At 63.4% G+C, this 19416-nt stretch carries 16 protein-coding genes; 7 read left to right on the top strand and 9 right to left on the bottom strand.

Features of this window, described 5'->3' with window-relative positions:
- Positions 1-17 precede the first annotated feature (17 nt).
- Positions 18-251 (bottom strand): DUF2798 domain-containing protein, encoded by a 234-nt coding sequence (locus BT173_RS05825; protein WP_072427698.1) that lies wholly within the window; start codon positions 249-251, stop codon positions 18-20.
- 81 nt (positions 252-332) lie between these two features.
- Positions 333-1841, bottom strand: coding sequence for a mechanosensitive ion channel family protein (locus BT173_RS05820; protein WP_072427909.1), 1509 nt, complete (start codon positions 1839-1841; stop codon positions 333-335).
- A gap of 99 nt (positions 1842-1940) precedes the next feature.
- Here BT173_RS05820 and BT173_RS05815 point away from each other — a divergent pair, with 99 nt between their 5' ends.
- The gene (locus tag BT173_RS05815) at positions 1941-3200 is read left to right on the top strand and encodes an EAL and HDOD domain-containing protein (protein ID WP_072427697.1); all 1260 of its coding nucleotides are present in this window, start codon (positions 1941-1943) and stop codon (positions 3198-3200) included.
- A gap of 47 nt (positions 3201-3247) precedes the next feature.
- On the opposite strand, the gene BT173_RS05810 is transcribed toward BT173_RS05815, so the two are convergent.
- Positions 3248-4432 carry a branched-chain amino acid ABC transporter substrate-binding protein gene (locus BT173_RS05810; RefSeq protein ID WP_072427696.1) on the bottom strand — a complete coding sequence of 395 codons (1185 nt, stop codon included), beginning with the start codon at positions 4430-4432 and terminating at the stop codon, positions 3248-3250.
- Positions 4433-4603: 171 nt separating this feature from the next.
- On the opposite strand from BT173_RS05810, the gene BT173_RS05805 reads away from it, so the two are divergent.
- Positions 4604-5419, top strand: coding sequence for a DUF429 domain-containing protein (locus tag BT173_RS05805; RefSeq protein WP_072427695.1), 816 nt, complete (start codon positions 4604-4606; stop codon positions 5417-5419).
- Positions 5420-5480: 61 nt separating this feature from the next.
- On the opposite strand, the gene cobA is transcribed toward BT173_RS05805, so the two are convergent.
- Genes cobA through BT173_RS05790 form a run of 3 tightly spaced genes read right to left on the bottom strand, consistent with a single transcriptional unit; the run spans position 5481 to position 8405 of the window.
- Positions 5481-6227: a uroporphyrinogen-III C-methyltransferase gene (gene cobA / locus BT173_RS05800; RefSeq protein ID WP_072427694.1), complete on the bottom strand. Its 747-nt coding sequence runs from the start codon at positions 6225-6227 to the stop codon at positions 5481-5483.
- Positions 6228-6229: 2 nt separating this feature from the next.
- Positions 6230-6745 carry a DUF934 domain-containing protein gene (locus BT173_RS05795; RefSeq protein ID WP_072427693.1) on the bottom strand — a complete coding sequence of 172 codons (516 nt, stop codon included), beginning with the start codon at positions 6743-6745 and terminating at the stop codon, positions 6230-6232.
- Positions 6738-8405, bottom strand: coding sequence for a nitrite/sulfite reductase (locus BT173_RS05790; protein WP_072427692.1), 1668 nt, complete (start codon positions 8403-8405; stop codon positions 6738-6740). Before BT173_RS05790 ends, BT173_RS05795 begins: the two co-directional genes overlap by 8 nt.
- A gap of 344 nt (positions 8406-8749) precedes the next feature.
- Here BT173_RS05790 and pepN point away from each other — a divergent pair, with 344 nt between their 5' ends.
- From pepN to BT173_RS05775, 3 genes are all read left to right on the top strand, one after another.
- Positions 8750-11398 carry an aminopeptidase N gene (gene pepN / locus BT173_RS05785; protein ID WP_072427691.1) on the top strand — a complete coding sequence of 883 codons (2649 nt, stop codon included), beginning with the start codon at positions 8750-8752 and terminating at the stop codon, positions 11396-11398.
- A 97-nt stretch (positions 11399-11495) separates the two neighbouring features.
- Positions 11496-11930, top strand: coding sequence for a response regulator (locus tag BT173_RS05780; RefSeq protein ID WP_072427690.1), 435 nt, complete (start codon positions 11496-11498; stop codon positions 11928-11930).
- Between the two features lie 21 nt (positions 11931-11951).
- A complete protein-coding gene (locus tag BT173_RS05775) occupies positions 11952-14078 on the top strand; it encodes a putative bifunctional diguanylate cyclase/phosphodiesterase (RefSeq protein WP_072427689.1) in 2127 nt (708 codons plus the stop codon).
- 69 nt (positions 14079-14147) lie between these two features.
- Here BT173_RS05775 and BT173_RS05770 read toward each other — a convergent pair whose 3' ends face one another.
- Positions 14148-15089, bottom strand: a complete 942-nt coding sequence (locus tag BT173_RS05770; RefSeq protein ID WP_139256059.1) for a GGDEF domain-containing protein — start codon at positions 15087-15089, stop codon at positions 14148-14150.
- A gap of 96 nt (positions 15090-15185) precedes the next feature.
- On the opposite strand from BT173_RS05770, the gene mpl reads away from it, so the two are divergent.
- Positions 15186-16592 (top strand): UDP-N-acetylmuramate:L-alanyl-gamma-D-glutamyl-meso-diaminopimelate ligase, encoded by a 1407-nt coding sequence (gene mpl, locus BT173_RS05765; RefSeq protein ID WP_072427687.1) that lies wholly within the window; start codon positions 15186-15188, stop codon positions 16590-16592.
- Positions 16593-16599: 7 nt separating this feature from the next.
- On the top strand, positions 16600-17094 hold the full coding sequence (locus BT173_RS05760) for a Crp/Fnr family transcriptional regulator (RefSeq protein WP_072427686.1): 495 nt from the start codon (positions 16600-16602) through the stop codon (positions 17092-17094).
- 35 nt (positions 17095-17129) lie between these two features.
- Here the strand turns inward: BT173_RS05760 and hutC are convergent, their stop codons facing one another.
- Entirely contained in the window at positions 17130-17825 is a 696-nt protein-coding gene (hutC, locus tag BT173_RS05755; protein ID WP_072427685.1) for a histidine utilization transcriptional repressor HutC, read from the bottom strand.
- A complete protein-coding gene (gene hutH, locus BT173_RS05750) occupies positions 17822-19351 on the bottom strand; it encodes a histidine ammonia-lyase (protein WP_072427684.1) in 1530 nt (509 codons plus the stop codon). The genes hutC and hutH overlap by 4 nt, the downstream gene beginning before the upstream one ends.
- Positions 19352-19416 lie beyond the last annotated feature (65 nt).

Raw genomic sequence — 19416 nt, 5'->3', positions numbered from 1 at the left:
GCGAGGTGGCCTGTTTCTTATTGGGGCTTGGGCAGGCCAACCAGTTTGATCGCGAGCTTGCTTGCCACAGGCGCCAGGACCAGCACCAGCGGAAAGGCAATCGGCCAAGCCACCAGGAAGCCGCGCAGCCAGCGCCAGGGAAAGCCGATATCCAGGCCGGTATTTACCAGGGTCAGCACCCCGGCCATCAGAAAAGCCATCATGGCCGACATCAGCAGGGCGAACACCAGCTGGAAGCGATCAAGTTTCATACGGAGCCTCGGGCGGTGGGGGATGCGCAATCTAGCAGACCGATGCCCGCGGCCCGGTGGCGCGCGGACAATATAAACGCCTCACAGGCCAAAGAAGCGCCGGATACGCTCGAGCAGCTCCGCCTCGCGCGGCGGGCTCGGGGTATCGGGCAGCACCTGCGCATGCAGATGGTTGTCGTGCAGGCGCTCGGCCAGGATGTGCGACAGCGCATCGGCCAGGGCCGGGCGCGCGGTCAGGATCGCCTCGAAGCCGGCCCGGTCGAGCCGATAACATTCGACATAGCTGGCCGCCACCACGGTGGCCGAACGCGGCGCGCCAGTCATCAGACCCATCTCGCCGAAAAAACCACCCGCCTTCAGACGGCTAAGCCGCTGTGCCTGGGGTGTGGCGTAATCGCGCCAGATATCTACCTCGCCAGTGGTCAGGATATACAGCCAGTGCGCCACCGCCCCCTGGCGGCTGATGATGTCGCCCTGCTCGAAGGGGGCGAAGCTCAGCTGCTCGGCCAGATGACGACGCTCCTCGGCAGTGAAATCGGCAAACAGGGCCACGCCCTCCAGCGCAGCCAGACGGCGCTGCACATCGCTGAACTGGCGCTGCGCGGCGGTCTTGTCATTGTCCTTGGTCATCAGCACATTGTGGCTGGGGCTGGCCAGTGCGATGCCATAACGCACCAGGGCGGTGATCACATGCGCGCGCACCTGGGAATCGGTCGGATCATCGGCGGCAAAATCACTGAGCCAGTAGCGCAGCGCATAGCGCGCCAAGCCGTCATGCGCCTCCATCAGCACCGCCTGCGGCGGCGGCTCACTCGCAACGCCATCGATATGCCCGTCGCGCACCGCATCCTGCAGGATGGCGATCACCTTGGCCGGTGGCAGCTCCCAGCCCAGATCGAACCAGACCCAGCGCCGCCACAACAGACCATGACCATTGAAGCGCTTGCCCAGCACGCGAAAGCTGTTCTTCATCAGCCAGGCATTCGGCACCACCACGGTTTCACCATTGCGCGTCTCCAGTAAGGTGGAGCGCCAGCCCACCTGCAGCACCTTGCCGGACACATCGGGCAGCACCACCCACTGGCCAAGTTCGAGCGAATCATCGAGCTGCAGCGCCACACCGGACAGGATATTGCCCAGCGTGTCCTGCATCGAAAAGGCGATCACCGCGGTGATCACGGCCGAGGTAGTAACCAGCTGGCTCAGGTCCAGACCCGCATAACGCAGGCGCACCAGGCCCCAGGCCAGATAGGCGAGGATGACCAGCACGTCTTCCAAGATACGCGGTGGCTCCACCCGCAGGCTGACCAGCAGCAAACGGAACAGAGCGAGGCCGAACAGGCGGATCACCACCAGGCCCAGCAGGATGGTGAAAAGCTCCTTGAGCACGCTCGCCCCCTGCGTCATGCCCAAGCTGGCTGCCAGGCTGGCTACGCCAAGCCCAGCAAGACCAAGTAGCAGGAAGAGCAAGGTGAGCAGCACGGTGCGCCGCTCGCTGGGGCGAAAGCGATACAGGGCCGCCAGCAGCATGGCGCACACGCCGAGCAGATAAGGCCATTCGTGGCGGGCAAGCTGTTCGAGTAAGGGCATAAGGCAATCGGTCTCCGCTTGCAGCATAAGCCATGCGCCAGGCCGGCAGCCAGCTTGGCATGGGCTAGGATAAGAGCACCGCCCATCCTCGATGCCGCTATGAGCACGCCGCAATTCTTCCTCGGTCGCCAAGCCATCGTCGGCCGCCAGCGTGAGCTGTTTGCCTACGAGCTGCTGTTCCGCACCAGCCAGCACAATGCTGCCGCCGTCACCGACGATGTGGCAGCCAGCGCGGCGGTCATGCAGCACGCTTTCACCGGTCTGGGTCTGCAGGCGGTGCTGGAGGACAAGCTCGGTTTCATCAATCTGTCCGAACCGTTATTGATGAGCGAGGTGATCGAGGTGCTGCCGCGCGAGCGCGTGGTGCTGGAAATCCTCGAGACGGTGGCGCTCACCCCGGCCGTCATCGAACGCTGCCGCGCGCTGAAGGCGACCGGTTACCGGCTGGCCCTCGACGACGTGATCGGTTTCACGCCGGCCCAGCAGGCCATCCTGCCGCTATTGGAAGTGGTGAAACTCGATGTGCTGGCCATGCCGCCCGAGCAGACCGCTGCGCTGGTGAAGGCACTCAAGCCCTGCGGGGTGAAGATCCTGGCCGAGAAGGTCGACTCACCGGCCCAGCACGACTTTTGTCATCAGCTCGGCTGCGATCTGTTCCAGGGCTATTACTTTGCCCGCCCGACCATCCTGAGCGGCAAGCCGGTGCAACCCTCAGCCATGCTACTGCTCAAGCTGCTCGGCCAGGTGGCGGCCGATGCCGAGATCGACGAGCTGGAGGACACGCTCAAGCATGCGCCCGATCTGACCGTGCAGCTGCTGCGCCTGGTGAACTCGGTCGCCTTTGGCCTGCCGCGCAAGATTGCCAGCGTGCGCACCGGCATCAATTTGCTCGGCCGCGCCCAGCTGCACCGCTGGTTGCAGATCATGGTGTTTGCCCAGCAATCGGGCGGGCGCATGGCCAGTGACCCGCTGGTGCAGACCGCGGCGGTGCGCGGCCACCTGATGGAACTGCTGGCGGAAGCACTGCGCCCCGGCCAGCTGCAACTGGCCGATCAGGCTTTCATGGTGGGCATGCTCAGCCTGGTCGACGCGCTGTTCGGACACCCCATGCCTACCGTGCTGCAGGCGCTGAACCTGGAAGCGCCGCTGCAACAGGCGCTGCTCGAGCGTAGCGGCTGGCTGGGGCGGTTGCTCAGCGTGGTGGAAGCGCTGGAAACCGGCAGTGCGGCCGATATCGATGCCCACCTGGCCGCGCTGGGCGGGCTGAGCGCCGATGCCCTCAACCATATGCAGGTGCAGGCGCTGCACTGGGCCAGTCAGCTTGGGCGCGAGTCCGCAGGCGATGCGGAGATCACATAAAAAAACGGCGCCCAAGGCGCCGTTTCTTCTGTTCCGCACCCAGGCGCTTACTTGCCGCCCACGGTTTCCAGTACGGTCCACTTGCCATCCACCACCTTGTAGATAGTGATGCCACCATCCTTGAGGTCACCCTTCTCATCGAAGGCGATGGCCGAGGAGGTCACGCCGGCATAGCTTTCCTTGGCCAGCACCGGCAGATACACCTTGGGATCGACCGAGTTGGCCTTCTTCATGGCATTGATCAGCTGACGGGTGGAGTCATAACCGTAAGGGGTGTAGATCTCCATCTCCTGGTATTTGGCCTTGTAGCGGGTTTCGAAGTCCTTGCCACCCGGCATCTGTTCCATCGGCACACCGGCCAGCGAGGCAATGCTGCCCTCGGCATCCTTGCCGGCCAGCTGCACGAAGTTGTCGGTACGGGTCATCTCACCCGATACCAGCGGGGCCTTCAGCCCAAGGCGCTTGAGCTGGATGGCCATCGGGCCGGACTGCGCATCGGCGCCGCCGTAGAAGATGATGTCCGGGTTGCTGCCCTTGATGGCGGTCAGGATGCTGGCGAAGTCGGTCGCCTTGTCATTGGTGAACTCGCGCTTGACGATCTCGCCACCGGCGGCCTTGGCGGCCTTCTCGAACTCATCGGCCAGGCCTTGGCCGTAGGCGGTGCGGTCATCAATGATGGCGATCTTCTTGGCGCCGAGCTTTTCCACCGCGTACTTGCCCACCACGCCACCTTGCTGGGTGTCATTGGTCAGCGAGCGGAAAGTGGTCTTGAAGCCTTGCTGGGTGTAGGCCGGCGCGGTAGCCATGGCGATCTGCGGGATGCCGGCATCCGAATACACCTTGGAGGCCGGGATCGAGGTGCCCGAGTTGAAGTGGCCGATCACACCGGCCACGCCGCTGTCGACCAGCTTCTGTGCAACCTGGGCGCCGGCCTTGGGGTCAGCCTGGTCATCTTCGGCCAGCAGCTCGAACTTCACCTTCTTGCCGCCGATTTCCGGATTGAGGGCGTTCTCGTCTTCAATCGCCATCAGTACGCCATTCTGGTAGCCCTTACCATAGTGGGCCTGCGGGCCGGTCAGCGGCGCAGCGAAGCCAAGCTTCACCACCTGCAGCTCGGCACCTGCCGGGGCGGCGGCTTCAGCGGCCGGGGCGTCTTCCTTCTTGCCGCAGGCGGCCAGAACCAGGGCGGCAGCTGCCGTCAGGGCAAATACATGGGTCTTTTTCACGGTCATCCTCATCTTTTGGGTGGGTACCGGTTGCCGCGCCCACGCCAACGGGTAAGTCGCGCAGCCAACCGGCAGGGCGGCCCTGTACACGGCCGCACTCGGCGAGATTGTAGTCGCGCGCTCCGCGGCTCAGACTGGGGAATTCCCTTAACTGCGCTGACCGCTCATCGCCCCACCATGCAGCTATTCGGTATTGATTTCACCAGCCGGCCCAGCCCACGCAAGCCGATAACGGTCGCGCTGGGCTGGCGCCACGGCGACACGATCGTGCTTGAACAGGTGCTGCGCCTGGACAGCTTTGCAGCATTCGAGCAACAGCTGCGGCAGCCCGGCCCCTGGCTGGCCGCCTGCGATTTTCCCTTCGGTCTGCCGCGCGAGCTGGTCGAGAGCCTTGGCTGGCCGCAAGCTTGGCCGGCGCTTATCCAGCGGCTGCACAGCCAGACGCGCGCGCAACTGGTCGCGCAGTTCAAGGCCTTTTGCGCGCCGCGCCCGGCGGGCAACAAATTCGCCCACCGCCGCTGCGACCTGATCGCGCGCTCCAGCCCCTCGATGAAATGGGTGAATCCGCCCGTGGCCTTTATGTTGCTGGAAGGGGCGCCGCGCCTGCTCGCCGCCGGCATCAGTCTGCCCGGCCTGAGCACAGGTGACCCCCAGCGCGTCGCGCTGGAAGGCTACCCCGCCCTGCTGGCACGCAGCGTGGTGGGCAACGCCAGCTATAAGAGCGATGAAAAAGCCAAGCAGACCGCCGAGCGCGAGGCCCGCCGTGCACAGATCGTCGCGGCCCTGCAGGCCGGCGCGCATCCGCTAGGCCTGCGTCTGGTACTGGACGAGGCCTGGGCGAGCCGACTGATTGCGGAAGGCAGCGCCGACCAGCTCGATGCCGTGCTCTGCTTGATGCAGGCCGGCTGGGCCGCTACACAAGCCAATTACGGCCTGCCCGCACAGATCGATCCGCTCGAGGGTTGGATCGTCAGCACGCCGTGGGCGGACTAAGACCGCGCCAATAAAAAAGCCGCATCACACGATGCGGCTTGGTCTGGGACTAAAGGTCTGCTCAGGCCAGCTTGGCCTGCGGCGTGGCAGCCAGCGCCAGCTTGGCCCGGTACACCTCGCCGATCAGGAGAATGGCTGGGCCCTGCAACTGCCAGCTGGCGGCCTGCGGCAACTCGGCCAGTGTCAGCGGCCACTCGCGCTTGCTGGGCAGTGAGGCATTTTCCACGATCAGCAAGGGCGTGTCGGCACGCATGCCGCCGGCCAGCAGAGCCGCCGCCACTTCGGCCGCCTGCTTGACGCCCATATACAGCACGCTGGTATCGGCAGCCAGCACAGGGCGTACCCAGTCACTCGGGTCTTCGCCATGGCCCACCCGCGCAGTGGCAAACAGCACATTGCGCGCCAGGCCGCGGCTGGTCAGCGATACACCAGCATCGGCGCTGGCCGCCAGCGCTGCGGTGATGCCGGGCACGATTTCATAGGCGATGCCGGCCACATCCAGCGCGCGCAGTTCTTCCTGGGCACGACCGAACAGCAGCGGGTCGCCGCCCTTCAGGCGTACCACACGGCTGTGCTTGCGCGCCGCATCCACCAGCATCTTGTTGATAAAGGCCTGCTGGGTGGAGGCGAGATCGCAGCGCTTGCCCACATCGATCAGCTCGGCCTGCGGGCAGTAGGTCAGCATCTCGGGCTGCACCAAGGCGTCGTACAGCACGCAGTCAGCCTCTTGCAGCAGGCGCATGCCGCGCACGGTGATCAGATCCGCCGCACCGGGGCCGGCGCCGATCAGCCAGACCTTGGCCGACATGCTCAGGCGCTCCGCCGCCGGAACAAGGGCAGCGGCTGGTCGACCGCGCCCTGATAGGCATCGCTGAAGTCGTTCAGACCCTTGGCGGCCTCATGCACATCCTTGTCGGCGCGCACTTCAAAGGCGTCGAAGCCGCAGCGCTTCAGGTAGTACATGGTGTCCTTGAACACATCACCGACCGCGCGCAGCTCGCCTTCAAAGCCGTAACGTTCACGCAACAGGCGGCCAATGCTGAAGCCACGCCCATCGGTAAAGGCCGGGAAGTCGACCGCGATCATGCTCAGGCGGGCGGCATCGGCGCCCAGCGCCTCCGGTTCGTCATCCGGGGCAAACCAGATACCGACATCGGCGCGATCCAGCAATTCATCACGCCGCTCCAGCCATTCCTTCAGCGGCAACAGGGTATGGGCAGGAATCGCGTCATCGCAGCCCTCGGCCACGCGCAGCCAGTGATTGGCGATCACTTCATACTGACCGCTGCTGCGGTCCAATTTCACGATATGCGGCGTCTTAACCATGTGCGCGCTCCTTTTGATAGATACGCGCCTTAAAGGGCTCGATGCCCACACGGTCGAATACGTCCAGAAAGCGCTCGTCACCCTGGCGGTGTTCCACGAACACGTCGATGATCTGCTTGACCACGCCCGGCACATCGTCCTGGGCGAAGCTTGGGCCGATCACCTTACCGAGGCTTGCATCATGGCCCTGGCGGCCGCCCAGCGAGACCTGGTACCACTCGGAACCGCTCTTATCCACGCCGAGGATGCCGATATGGCCGACATGGTGGTGGCCGCAGCTATTCATGCAGCCGGAGATATTGAGGTCGATCTCACCGAGGTCGAACAAATAATCCTGATCGTCGAATACGCGCTGGATGCCTTCGGCAATCGGAATCGACTTGGCATTCGCCAGATCGCAGAAATCGCCGCCTGGGCAGGCGATGATGTCGGTCAACAGGCCGATATTCGGGGTGGCGAAGCCAAGCGCCTTGGCCGCTTCCCAGACCTTGAAGAGATCAGACTGCTTCACATCGGCCAGGATCAGGTTCTGCTCGTGGCTGACGCGGACTTCGCCAAATGAATAACGGTCGGCCAGATCGGCCACACCATCGAGCTGCTTGTCGGTCGCATCGCCCGGCGCAATGCCGGTGGCCTTCAGCGACAGGGTGACCGCCGCATAGCCGGGCTGCTTGTGCTTGAACACATTGCGCTCCACCCAGCGCGCAAACGCCTTGTTCTCAGTCCGCAGACGCAGGAATTCCGCATCTTCAGCCGGCAGGGCCTCGTAGGCTGGCATGGTGAAGAAGCCAGCCATACGTTCGATTTCAGCACCGGTCAGCGTCATCGGGCCATCCTTCAAATGCGCCCATTCCGCTTCGACCTTGGCGGCAAACGCCGCCGGGGTCATGGCCTTGACCAAGATCTTGATGCGCGCCTTGTACTTATTGTCGCGCCGGCCATAGCGGTTGTAGACGCGCAGGATGGCATCCAGATAGCTGAGCAGGTGCACAGTGGGCAGGAATTCACGGATCACCGCACCGACGATGGGCGTACGACCCAGACCACCGCCGACGATGACCTTGAAGCCGACTTCGCCCGCCGCATTGCGCACCACATGCAGGCCGATATCGTGCACCCAGGTGGCGGCGCGGTCTTCCACCGAGCCGCACACGGCGATCTTGAATTTGCGCGGCAAGTGGGCGAATTCGGGGTGGAAGGTCGACCACTGGCGGATGATTTCGCACCAGGGGCGCGGATCGATGATCTCGTCGTGCGCCACGCCGGCGAACTGGTCGGTGGTGGTATTGCGCACGCAGTTGCCGCTGGTCTGCACCGCGTGCATCTGCACCTTGGCCAAGTCAGCCAGGATGTCGGGCACCGATTCCAGCGTGGGCCAGTTGTACTGGATGTTCTGACGCGTGGTGAAATGGCCATAGCCGCGGTCGTACTTGCGGGCGATCTCGGCCAGCGCGCGTACCTGGTCGCTGCGTAGATGGCCGTAGGGAATGGCCACGCGCAGCATGGGTGCGTAACGCTGGATATACAGACCGTTCTGCAGGCGCAGCGGGCGGAACTCCTCGCCACTCAGCTCGCCAGACAGGAAACGCTGGGTCTGGTCGCGGAACTGCGCCACGCGCTGGTCAACGATCTGTTGATCGTAATCGTCGTAGATATACATATTGGGGCCAATCGGGAAGCTGGCTAGTCGAGGCTGGCAGAATAGCAGCCGGCTTATATGCGAATAACGAATCTTTACGTCTATTAATATCGTCACTACCGCATAAGTCAGCTGGCTGGGCTGTGCCGATTCTGCACAATTTACGCCCGCACCGGGCCACGCGGCGCCGCGCGGGCAAGCTGCACCCGCCCCTGCGGTTTATAATCGCGCCCACGCCAGCCCCTATCGACCTGCCCCGTGGCCCAGAAAGCCCCAGCAGCGCAGCCTGCCAGGCCGACAGAGACTAAGACTTTTAACTGCAAGGCCCAGCGATCCTGCCGCCTTGCTGCTGCCAGAGAAGAGACATGGCCAAACTCGACGCCAACACCCCGCAAGCAATCCAACTGCGCGACTACACGCCGCCCGCCTTCCTGATCGACAAGGTCGACCTGACTTTCGAGCTGGACGAGACGCAGACCCGGGTGATTTCGCGCCTGGTCCTGCATCGCAACCCCGCCCACCCCGATGCGCGTGCCGCGCTGTGCCTGGATGGCCGTGAGCTGGAGCTGGAATCGGTCAAGCTGGATGGCGAGGTGCTGGATGGCAGCCGCTACGCGCTGGATGCCGAGTCGCTGACCATTGCCGCCATGCCGGATAACGCGATCCTGGAAATCGTCACCCTGATCCACCCGGAAACCAATACCAGCCTGAACGGCCTGTATCGCTCCGGCGCGAATTTTTACAGCCAGTGCGAGGCCGAGGGCTTCCGCAAGATCACCTACTACCTCGATCGCCCCGATGTGATGGCGCGCTTCACCACCACCGTGGTGGCCGACAAGCAGAAGTGGCCGGTACTGCTGTCCAATGGCAATAAGGTCGGCGAAGGCCAGCTCGACAAGAGCCGCCACTGGGTGAAATGGGTCGACCCCTTCAAGAAGCCGGCCTATCTGTTTGCGCTGGTAGCCGGCAAGCTGAGCAAGCTGGCCGACAAGTACACGACCGGCTCAGGCCGCGAAGTGGCGCTGGAAATCTTTGTCGAACCAGCCGACCTCGACAAATGCGACCACGCCATGGAATCGGTGAAGAAATCCATGCGCTGGGACGAGCAGCGCTATGGCCTCGAGTACGACCTCGACACCTATATGATCGTCGCGGTGGGCGACTTCAATATGGGCGCGATGGAGAACAAGGGCCTCAATATCTTCAACACCAAGTACGTGCTGGCCCGCCCCGATACCGCCACCGATGTGGATTTCGACGGCATCGAAGCCGTGATCGCGCATGAGTACTTCCATAACTGGACCGGTAACCGCGTGACCTGCCGCGACTGGTTCCAGCTCTCGCTCAAGGAAGGCCTGACCGTGTTCCGCGATCAGGAATTCTCAGCCGATATGGGCAGCGCATCGGTACAGCGCATCGAGGCGGTACGCACGCTGCGTACCCACCAATTCGCCGAGGATGCCGGCCCGATGGCCCACCCGGTGCGCCCCGAGTCCTATATCGAGATCAATAACTTCTACACGGTGACGATCTACGAAAAGGGTGCTGAAGTGGTACGCATGTACCAGACCCTGCTCGGCCGCGAGGGCTTCCGCCGCGGCATGGACCTGTACTTCAAGCGCCACGATGGCCAAGCCGTGACCTGCGATGATTTCCGCGCCGCCATGGCCGACGCGAACGGATATGACTTCAGCCAGTTTGCGCGCTGGTATTCGCAAGCCGGCACGCCGGTGCTAAGCGTGCGCGCACGCTACGACGCCAGCGCCCAGACCTACACGCTCGAGGTGGCGCAAAGCTGCCCGGCCACGCCGGGCCAGAGCGAGAAGCTGCCCTTTCATATCCCCCTGGCCCTGGGCCTGGTCGGCCCCGATGGCGCCGACCTGCCACTGCAACTGGCGGGCGAAAACGAGGCACAAGGCACGCAGCGCGTGCTGTCGGTCAAGGAAGCCAGCCAGACCTTCACCTTCGTCAATGTGCCGGTGGAGCCGGTCCCCTCGCTGCTGCGCAATTTCTCGGCCCCGGTGAAGCTCGACTTCCCCTACAGCCGCGCCCAGCTCGTGCACCTGCTCGCTCACGACAGCGATGCATTCTGCCGCTGGGAAGCCAGCCAGACCCTGATGCTGGAAGACCTGCAGGACCTGATCGATGCCGCCCGCCAAGGCCAGCCGCTGGCCCTGAAGGACGACTTCGTAGCCGCCATGCGCCAGGTGCTGGCCAACGAGGCGCTCGATCCGGCCCTGGTGGCCTTGATGCTGACCCTGCCGGCCGAGACCTATCTGGCCGACCAGCAGGCGGAGATCGACCCCGACGCGATCCGCGCCGGACGTGATGCGATGCGCCTGGGCCTGGCACGCGCGCTACGCAGCGAGCTGAAGGCTAGCTATCTGCGCCTGCAGGACGACAGCGCCTACCGCTTCGAAGCCGAGGCCGTGGCACGCCGCTCGCTGAAGAATGTCTGCCTGGGCTATCTGACCGAGCTGGACGAGCCCGCCCTGCTGGAACTGGCCGAGCAGCAATATGCCAAGGCCAATAATATGACCGACGCCCAGGCTGCGCTGGCTGGCCTCGTCAACTGGGCCGAGGGCGATGCGGTGCTGGATGCCTTCGCCAAGAAATGGGCGCACGAGGCCCTGGTCATGGACAAGTGGTTCACCCTGCAGGCCCTGAGCCGCCGCCTGGGCAATGTGCAGCAGATCAAGGCGCTGATGCAGCACCCAGCCTTCGCAATCACCAATCCGAACAAGGTGCGTTCGCTGATTGGCGCCTTCGTGCACAACAATCTGGCCGGCTTTCATGCCGCCGATGGCTCGGGCTATTCGTTTATCGCCGACACCATCCTGACCATCGACAAGCTGAACCCGCAGGTGGCCGCACGCCTGGCTGGCAGCTTCAACCGCTGGAAGAAGATGGAAGCAGGCCGCCGCGCCGCCATGCAGGCCCAGCTGGAACGCCTGGCAGCCCAGGTCGGTCTGTCGCGCGATGTGTACGAAATCGTGTCCAAAAATCTTCAATAAGTTGCCGCCCAGCAGACCACGCCCTGCCATGCCGCTTGCCGGCTATGCCAGGCGTGGTCTAATGTTTGGGGGATTCGAATAGATAGGACGGTGCAGCATGCACGCCCCCATATTGCTGGTGGAAGATAATCCGGATGACGAGGCGCTGACGCTGCGCGCCTTCAATAAGAATGGCATCCAGAACCCCATCGTCGTGACGCGCGACGGCCAGGAAGCCATCGACTACCTGTTTGGCCGCGACAGCCATGCCGGCCGCGATACCAGCCAGCAACCGGTCCTGATCCTGCTCGATATCAAGCTGCCCAAGCTCAATGGCATCGAGGTGCTGCGCCAAATTCGCGCGCACGAGCAAACCAAGTTGATCCCAGTGGTGGTGCTGACCACCTCGAAGGAAGAGGACGATCTGCTCCGGAGCTACACGCTCGGCGCGAACAGCTATATCCGCAAGCCGGTCGACTTCATGCAATTCATGGAAGTCGTCAAGCAGGTGGGCATTTACTGGCTGATGCTCAACGAACCGGTTCAGTCCTAAAGCCAAGGCGCGCCCGACATCATGCTCGATACGCCGCCACTGAATAAATCCCTGCGTGTACTGGTCGTCGACGATTCGGAAGACGATGCGCTGCTGAATGTACTGGCCCTGCGTCGGCAAGGCTTTGAAGTTTATTACCGGCGCGTGGAAACCGCTGACGCGATGCGCACCGCGCTCGAGCATGAGCGCTGGGACGTGGTGCTGTCGGATTACTCGATGCCGCAGTTCTCCGCCCAGCAGGCGCTGAGCGTATTCCGCGAGCGCCTGCACCTGGTGCCCTTCATCGTGGTGACCGGCACGATAGGTGAAGAATCGGCAGTGGCGATGATGAAGGCCGGGGTCAATGATTTCGTCCTGAAGACCCATCTGAAGCGGCTGGCCAGCGTGGTCGAACGCGAACTGCGCGAAATCGGCAACCGACGCGCCAAATTCGAGGCCGAGCAGGCGCTGCGCGAAAGCCAGGAACGTTACGAGCTGGCCATTCGCGGTGCCAACGATGGCTTGTGGGACTGGAATATCCGCGAACACAGCCTGTATTTTTCCGCGCGCTGGAAAGCCCTGCTCGGTTATACCGAGGCCGACGAGCTCGAACCCAGCCCGCAGACCTGGCGCATGCTGATGCACCCGGACGAGGTGGATAGCATACGTCGCCAGCTAGTGCGTCATCTGAAGGGCGAGACCCCGCATTTCGAGGCCGAGCAGCGCATGCGCCACCGCGATGGCTCCTGGCGCTGGATGCTGACGCGCGGCATGGCCCTGATCGACCCGGCTACCGGCCTTGCGCATCGCATGGCCGGCTCGCTGACCGATATCACCGAACGCAAGCGCGCCGAAGAGCAGATGCTGTACGACGCGCTGCATGACAATCTGACCGGCCTCGCCAACCGGGCCATGTTCACCGACTTCCTCGGCTTCGCACTGGGTCATGCGGGGCGCGCACCCGACTATCTCTGTGCGGTGCTATGCCTGAATCTGGAGCGCTTCCGCTATATCAACGACAGCTTTGGCCATGCCACCGGCGATCGCATCCTGCGCATCACGGCCGAGCGGCTGAGCCAGGTGCAGCGCCCGGGCGATGTGGTGGCGCGCTTTGGCGGCGACGAGTTCGCCATCCTGCTCGATGCGATCAGCGACCCGAATGAGGCCATCCACTTCACCGAGCAGATGCTGGCCGAGCTGGCCAAGCCGGTGGATATCGAAGGCCACGAGGTCTATCCGGGCGCACGGGTAGGCATTGCCCTGTCGTCTGGCGGCTATGCGCACCCGGAAGAAATGATCCGTGACGCCGACACCGCCATGCACCGCGCCAAACAACATGACCGCGGCAAGTTCGAGGTCTTCGATCGTGCCATGCAGGGCAGCATGCTGCGCGCGCTGAAACTCGAGCAGGAAATGCGCCACGCGCTGGCGGCACATGAATTCCTGCCCTATTTCCAACCCATCGTCGACTTGCAGAGCGGGCAGATCGCGGCCTTCGAGGCCTTGGTACGTTGGCAGCGTGCCGAGGGCAAGCTGGTCAGTCCGGCCGAGTTCATCCCGCTGGCCGAGGAAATCGGCCTGATTAACGATATCGGCCGCCAGATGCTGGAGAGCGCCGCTCAGCAGATCGCAAGCTGGCAGACCCTCTTTCCCGATCTCCTGCTGCGGGTCAGCGTCAATCTGTCCGGCAAGCAGTTCAACCAGGCCAATCTGGTCGAGCAGATCGATCAAGCCATCGCCCAGGCCGGCATCACCCCGGATCGGCTCGAACTGGAGATCACCGAAAGCATCCTGATGGACAATACCGAAGCCATCATCGAGATGCTGGAAGCGATCCGCAGCCGCGGTATCCAGATCCTGATGGATGACTTTGGCACCGGCTATTCCTCGCTGTCCTATCTGCACCGCTTCCCGTCCAATGTGCTGAAGATAGACGGCTCCTTCGTGCGCCAGATCACCGAGGACCACTTCAGCCGTGAGATCGTGCGCGCCATTGTGCTTTTGGCACGCAATCTGGGTATGAGCGTGATCGCCGAAGGCGTGGAGACCGCCGAGCAGCTGGCGGCTCTGCGCGAGATGGCCTGCGACTATGCGCAGGGCTATTTCTTCGCCAAACCCCTGCCCGCTGCGGCCGCCACCGAGCTGATTGGCGCGCAACGGCGCTGGTGAATCCCAAGCGGCAGACGTAAAAAAGCCACACAAACCCGCGTGGCCTTTTTATCGAGACAGCGTGCAGGCTCAGTCTGCGAAGATCACCCGATCGCGCCCCTCATGCTTGGCGCGATACATGGCCTCATCAGCGCGTATCAGCATCGCATGACCATTCTCGTCTATCTTCAGCTCAGCCACGCCCGCCGAGAAGCGGATATCCACATGCTGGCTCTGGTGGAAGAACGGCGTCTTCACATTGACTTGGCGCAGGCGGTCGATCAGGAAGCGCGCGCCATTCAGGTCGGTCTCGGGCAGGAGCAACAAGAATTCCTCGCCACCATAGCGGACCAGCACATCGCTCTCACGCAGCACGGCCTTGGTTACGCTGGCAAAGTGCACGAGCACCTTGTCGCCGACCAGGTGACCAAAACGGTCGTTGACCTGCTTGAAGTCATCCAGGTCGATGATGGCCACCGAGAGAGCAAGCTGACCACGTCTGGCCCGCTTCACCTCACGCGCCAGCATATGTTCAAGGCCCTGACGATTCAGCGCGCCGGTCAGCGGATCCTGTTCGAGCGTCTTGCGGTTGATGGCAAGGTCGGACTGGATCTTGTCGACGGCCGACTTCAACTCCTGCAGATCGCGGTGCGAGTTACTGACGGTCTGGCAAACCGAATCGGTCGATTCGATCAGGGTGCTCAATACTTCCTTAACCGCGGTCGGGTCAGAGCGGGAACGCAAGGCATCCAGCGACTGGCTCATCACCTCGCCGCCGCGCACCAGGTCTTCCAACAGCGTTTCCGAGGTATCGCTCATGCCATCCAGTACATCGGATACACGGAACAGCACCTGATACGCACTCTTCAGTTCGGCATCGCTCTTGTCCGTCGGTGACTTGATGGCGGCAATAGCGTTGTAGAATTTGGTGTAATTCTCAGGCGTTGGCGGCAAGCCAAGCTCGGCAAGGCGCTTCAAGGCCACGCGGGCGATATCGGCCGGCGTCAGCGTTGGCGAGTGCGGAGACGTCATCGGGCGCTCGTTCATTGTCATTAACCTCTGATTTTACCAGAGCTTCACTAGCCTTAGCCCGCCAGACAGCGGATGAAACCGGAATCCAAGCACCCCATGCATATTCATATCCTAGGCATTTGCGGCACCTTCATGGGCGGCATTGCCCAGCTGGCGCGCAGCGCAGGTCATACGGTAACCGGCTGCGATGCCAATGTATACCCGCCGATGAGTACACAGCTGGAAGCGGCCGGCATACAGCTCATTGAAGGCTACGCGCCGGAACAGATCAATCTCGGTGCCGATATTTATGTCATCGGCAATGTGGTGACGCGTGGCAACCCACTGATGGAAGCCATTCTGAATGCCGGTCTGCCGTACATCTCCGGCCCACAATGGCTGGCCGAGCATGTGCTGCGCGACCGCCAAGCACCCAAATGGGTGCTGGCGGTGGCAGGCACCCATGGCAAGACCACCACCACCTCGATGCTGGCCTGGATACTCGAGTACGCCGGCCTCGCACCGGGCTTTCTGGTAGGCGGTGTGCCGGAAAACTTTGGTGTCTCGGCCCGTGCGCCGGGCGAACCGCGTCAGGAGCCAGGTGGACGTTCACCCTTCTTCGTCATTGAAGCAGACGAATATGACACCGCCTTTTTTGATAAGCGCTCCAAATTCGTCCACTACCAGCCACGCACGGCCATTCTGAACAATCTGGAATTTGACCACGCAGACATCTTCGCCGATCTGCCCGCCATCGAAACCCAGTTTCATCACCTGGTACGTACCGTACCCGGCCAGGGGCGCCTAGTGGTCAATGGCGGCGAGGACAGCTTGCAGCGTGTACTGGCGCGTGGCTGCTGGTCGGATGTCGAGTACTTCGCTGCCCCGGCCGACGAGGCCAAGGGCTGGCAAGCCGGTACGCGTTACGACGACGGCTTCGAGGTGCTGCTGGATGGGCGTGCGCAGGGCCGGCTGCGCTGGGATCTGATGGGCGAGCACAATACCCAGAACGCCCTGGCCGCGCTGGCCGCCGCCCGCCATGTCGGCGTCACCCCCGAAGTTGGCATTGCCGCACTGGCCGAGTTCCGCAATGTGAAACGACGCATGGAGGTGCGCGGTGTAGCCGATGGCGTGACGGTATACGACGACTTCGCCCACCATCCAACCGCGATTGCCACCACGGTAGCGGGCTTACGCAGCAAGGTGGGGGCCGCACGCATCCTGGCCGTGCTGGAGCCACGCTCCAACACCATGAAACTGGGCGTGATGAAGGCCGCGCTGGCCGATAGCCTGCGCGAGGCCGACAAAGTGTTCTGCTATGCAGCCAAGTTGGGTTGGAGCCCGGCCGAGGCGCTGACGCCGCTTGGCGCACTGGCACAGACGCTGGACGATATGGACCTGCTGATCGAAGCCATCCTGGCCGAAGCACGCCCAGGCGACCAGATCCTGGTGATGAGTAATGGCGGTTTTGGCGGCATCCATCAGCGCCTGCTCGATCGCCTGCAAGCGCGCAGCGCACACTGAGGCCGCCATGCTGCACAACGAAGCCCTGGTCCAGAAACTGATCGCCTCGGTCCGCCTGTTCGAGGGCTTCACAGCCGACGAGGCACGCGACTTCATGGCGCATTGCCGGGTCGAAAGCCATCCGCCTGGTCAGCGCCTGGTCATGGAAGGTCAGCCAGGTCGCGCGCTGTATGTGTTGCTATCGGGCAGCGTAGTGGTCAAGCGCTTCTCGGGTGTGTGCGAACACGAGTTGGCGCGACTTGGGCCAGGGGAAACCTTTGGCGAGCTGGCCCTGCTCGATCACGGCGAACGCTCGGCCAGTGTGGAGTGCGCCGAGACGGTGCGCGTACTCGTCTATGACCGCGATGGCATGCTGTGGACCCACGCCCAGGCGGCCAAGCTGTATCGCAATCTGGCCATCATGCTGGCCAGCCGCTTGCGCGATGCAGACCGCAAGCTGGCTGACCTAGCTGAGCAGCAGGCCGGCAATATCGCACTGGCGCGGGTGGCTGACCAGCAATAGATCCGCAGCAGCGCTGTCCGCCAGGTACCGGTGGCTTAGAAATGCCCGCTGAACTGATAGCGCCCCGCCGGATGGTAGAGGCGCACCATGCTGGCCACCTGCCCAGCCGAGAAGGTACGCCGGTGCAGCACCAGGCAAGGTTCATCGCGCTCCATGGCCAGCTTGGCACGTGCGGTGCGATCGGGCCGGCTGGCCTCGATCCGGTACTCGACGCGCGCCAGCGGTGCGGCCCGCATCAGGTATTCATTCGGTGTGCTGCGCGTGTAGTCCTGCCCCAGATAATCCGGCGCCAAGGTCGGGTTGACCCAGCGATCTTCGAGCTGAATCGGCACGCCATTCTCGTAATGCAGGATCAGCGAGTGGAATAGCTTGCTGCCCAGCGCCACGGCCATTTCCGCCGCCAGCGCCGCATCCGCTTTCACCGCCTGCAGCTTGAGCACCTCGGCGCTGTGGATATGCCCGCGCGCGCGGATCTCGTCCGCGATGCTCTTGATTTCAATCAGCGTGCTCTGGTACTTGGTGGCGGCCACGAAGGTGCCCGCGCCCTGGCTGCGCGTGAGCACGCCCTCGGCAGCCAGTTCGCGGATCGCCCGGTTCACCGTCATGCGCGCCACACCAAAGCGCCTGACCAGCTCGTTTTCGGATGGAATCTGGTCACCCTCGCGCCACTCTCCGGCGTGAATGGCGGCCAGGACGTAATCCTTGATCTGCTGGTAGGCGGGTGTGCTCATCGCTGTGATTCGAAGCTCAGGGGAGAGAGCGCCGCAAAGGCGCCTTGTTTGACCAGATCCGCCATGATGGCGATATCCGGGGCGAAGTAGTGGTCGATATCGTAATGCTGCACATGCTGACGGATCAGCTGCATGGCCGGCAAGAGCTGGGGCGAAGTCTGGTGCGGGGCGCGCAGATCCACGCCCTGCGCCGCGGCCAGCAGCTCGATTGCCAGGATGTAGCCGACATTCTCGGCGATTTCGCCCAGCTTGCGCGCGGCAAAGGTGGCCATGGACACATGGTCTTCCTGATTGGCCGAGGTCGGCAGGCTATCCACCGAGGCCGGATGGGCAAGCGTCTTGTTCTCGCTGGCCAGCGCCGCGGCAGTCACATGAGCAATCATGAAGCCGGAATTCACCCCGCCATCACGCACCAGGAAGGGCGGCAGGCCGGACAGCGTGGCGTCGATCAGCAAGGCGATGCGCCGCTCGGCCAGGGCGCCGATCTCGGACAGGGCAATCGCCAGATTATCGGCGGCGAAGGCAACCGGTTCGGCGTGGAAGTTGCCACCCGAGATCACCTCGCCAGTATCCGGGAAGACCAGCGGGTTGTCGGATACCGCGTCGGCCTCGGTCAGCAGCACGCTGGCCGCATGGTGGATCTGGTCGAGCACCGCGCCCATGACCTGGGGCTGGCAGCGCAGGCTGTACGGGTCCTGCACCTTATCGCAGTTCTGGTGGCTCTGATTGATGCCGGAACCGGCCAGCAGGGTGCGGTAGGCGGCAGCCGCCGCGATCTGGCCGGCATGGCCGCGCAGCTGGTGAATACGTGCGTCGAAAGGGGAGACCGAGCCGGCGGCCGCATCCACGCTCAACGCACCAGCCACCAGGGCAGTGCGGTACAGGTTTTCGATGCTGAACAGATTGACGATGGCAATTGCGGTGGATGCCTGGGTGCCATTCAGGAGCGCCAGGCCTTCCTTGGCGGCCAGGGTCAGCGGTTGCAGGCCGACACGGGCCAAGCCCTCAGCGGCAGGCAGACGTTGCGCACCAACCATCACCTCGCCCACACCCAGCAGTACGGCCGCCATATGGGCCAGCGGGGCCAGATCGCCCGAAGCGCCGACCGAGCCCTTGGCGGGGATGATGGGCAGCACATCGGCATTCAGCAGCTTGAGCAGGGCTGCGATCACCTCGAGGCGGATGCCGGAGAAACCGCGCCCCATACTGGAAATCTTCAGCGTCATCAGCACGCGCACGATGGGCGCCGACAGCGGCTCGCCCACGCCCACCGCATGCGAGAGCACCAGATTCTTCTGCAGCAGCTCGAGCTGATCGGCCGGAATATGGGTGGAGGCCAGGCGGCCGAAACCGGTGTTGATGCCATAGGCCGGCGCTCCCTTGGCCACGATGGCGGCCACGGCGCGCGCACCGGCCTCGATGCCCGTCACCGCGGCCGGGTCCAGGGTGATCTGTACGCCACCGGCCATGATCTGGCGCAGCTGGGCCAGGGAGAGTTTGCCGGGGGTCAGGGTAAGAGTCTGCATGGCCATTCCATCATCGATTGCGGGATGGCGCAAAGACTACACCGGTCGATTTGTATAGACAAGCT

Source organism: Chitinimonas taiwanensis DSM 18899, assembly GCF_900119825.1.
GTDB classification, from domain to species: domain Bacteria; phylum Pseudomonadota; class Gammaproteobacteria; order Burkholderiales; family Chitinimonadaceae; genus Chitinimonas; species Chitinimonas taiwanensis.
The sequence above is the reverse complement of the archived record's forward strand: the minus strand, read 5'-3'. Positions and strand labels throughout refer to the sequence as shown.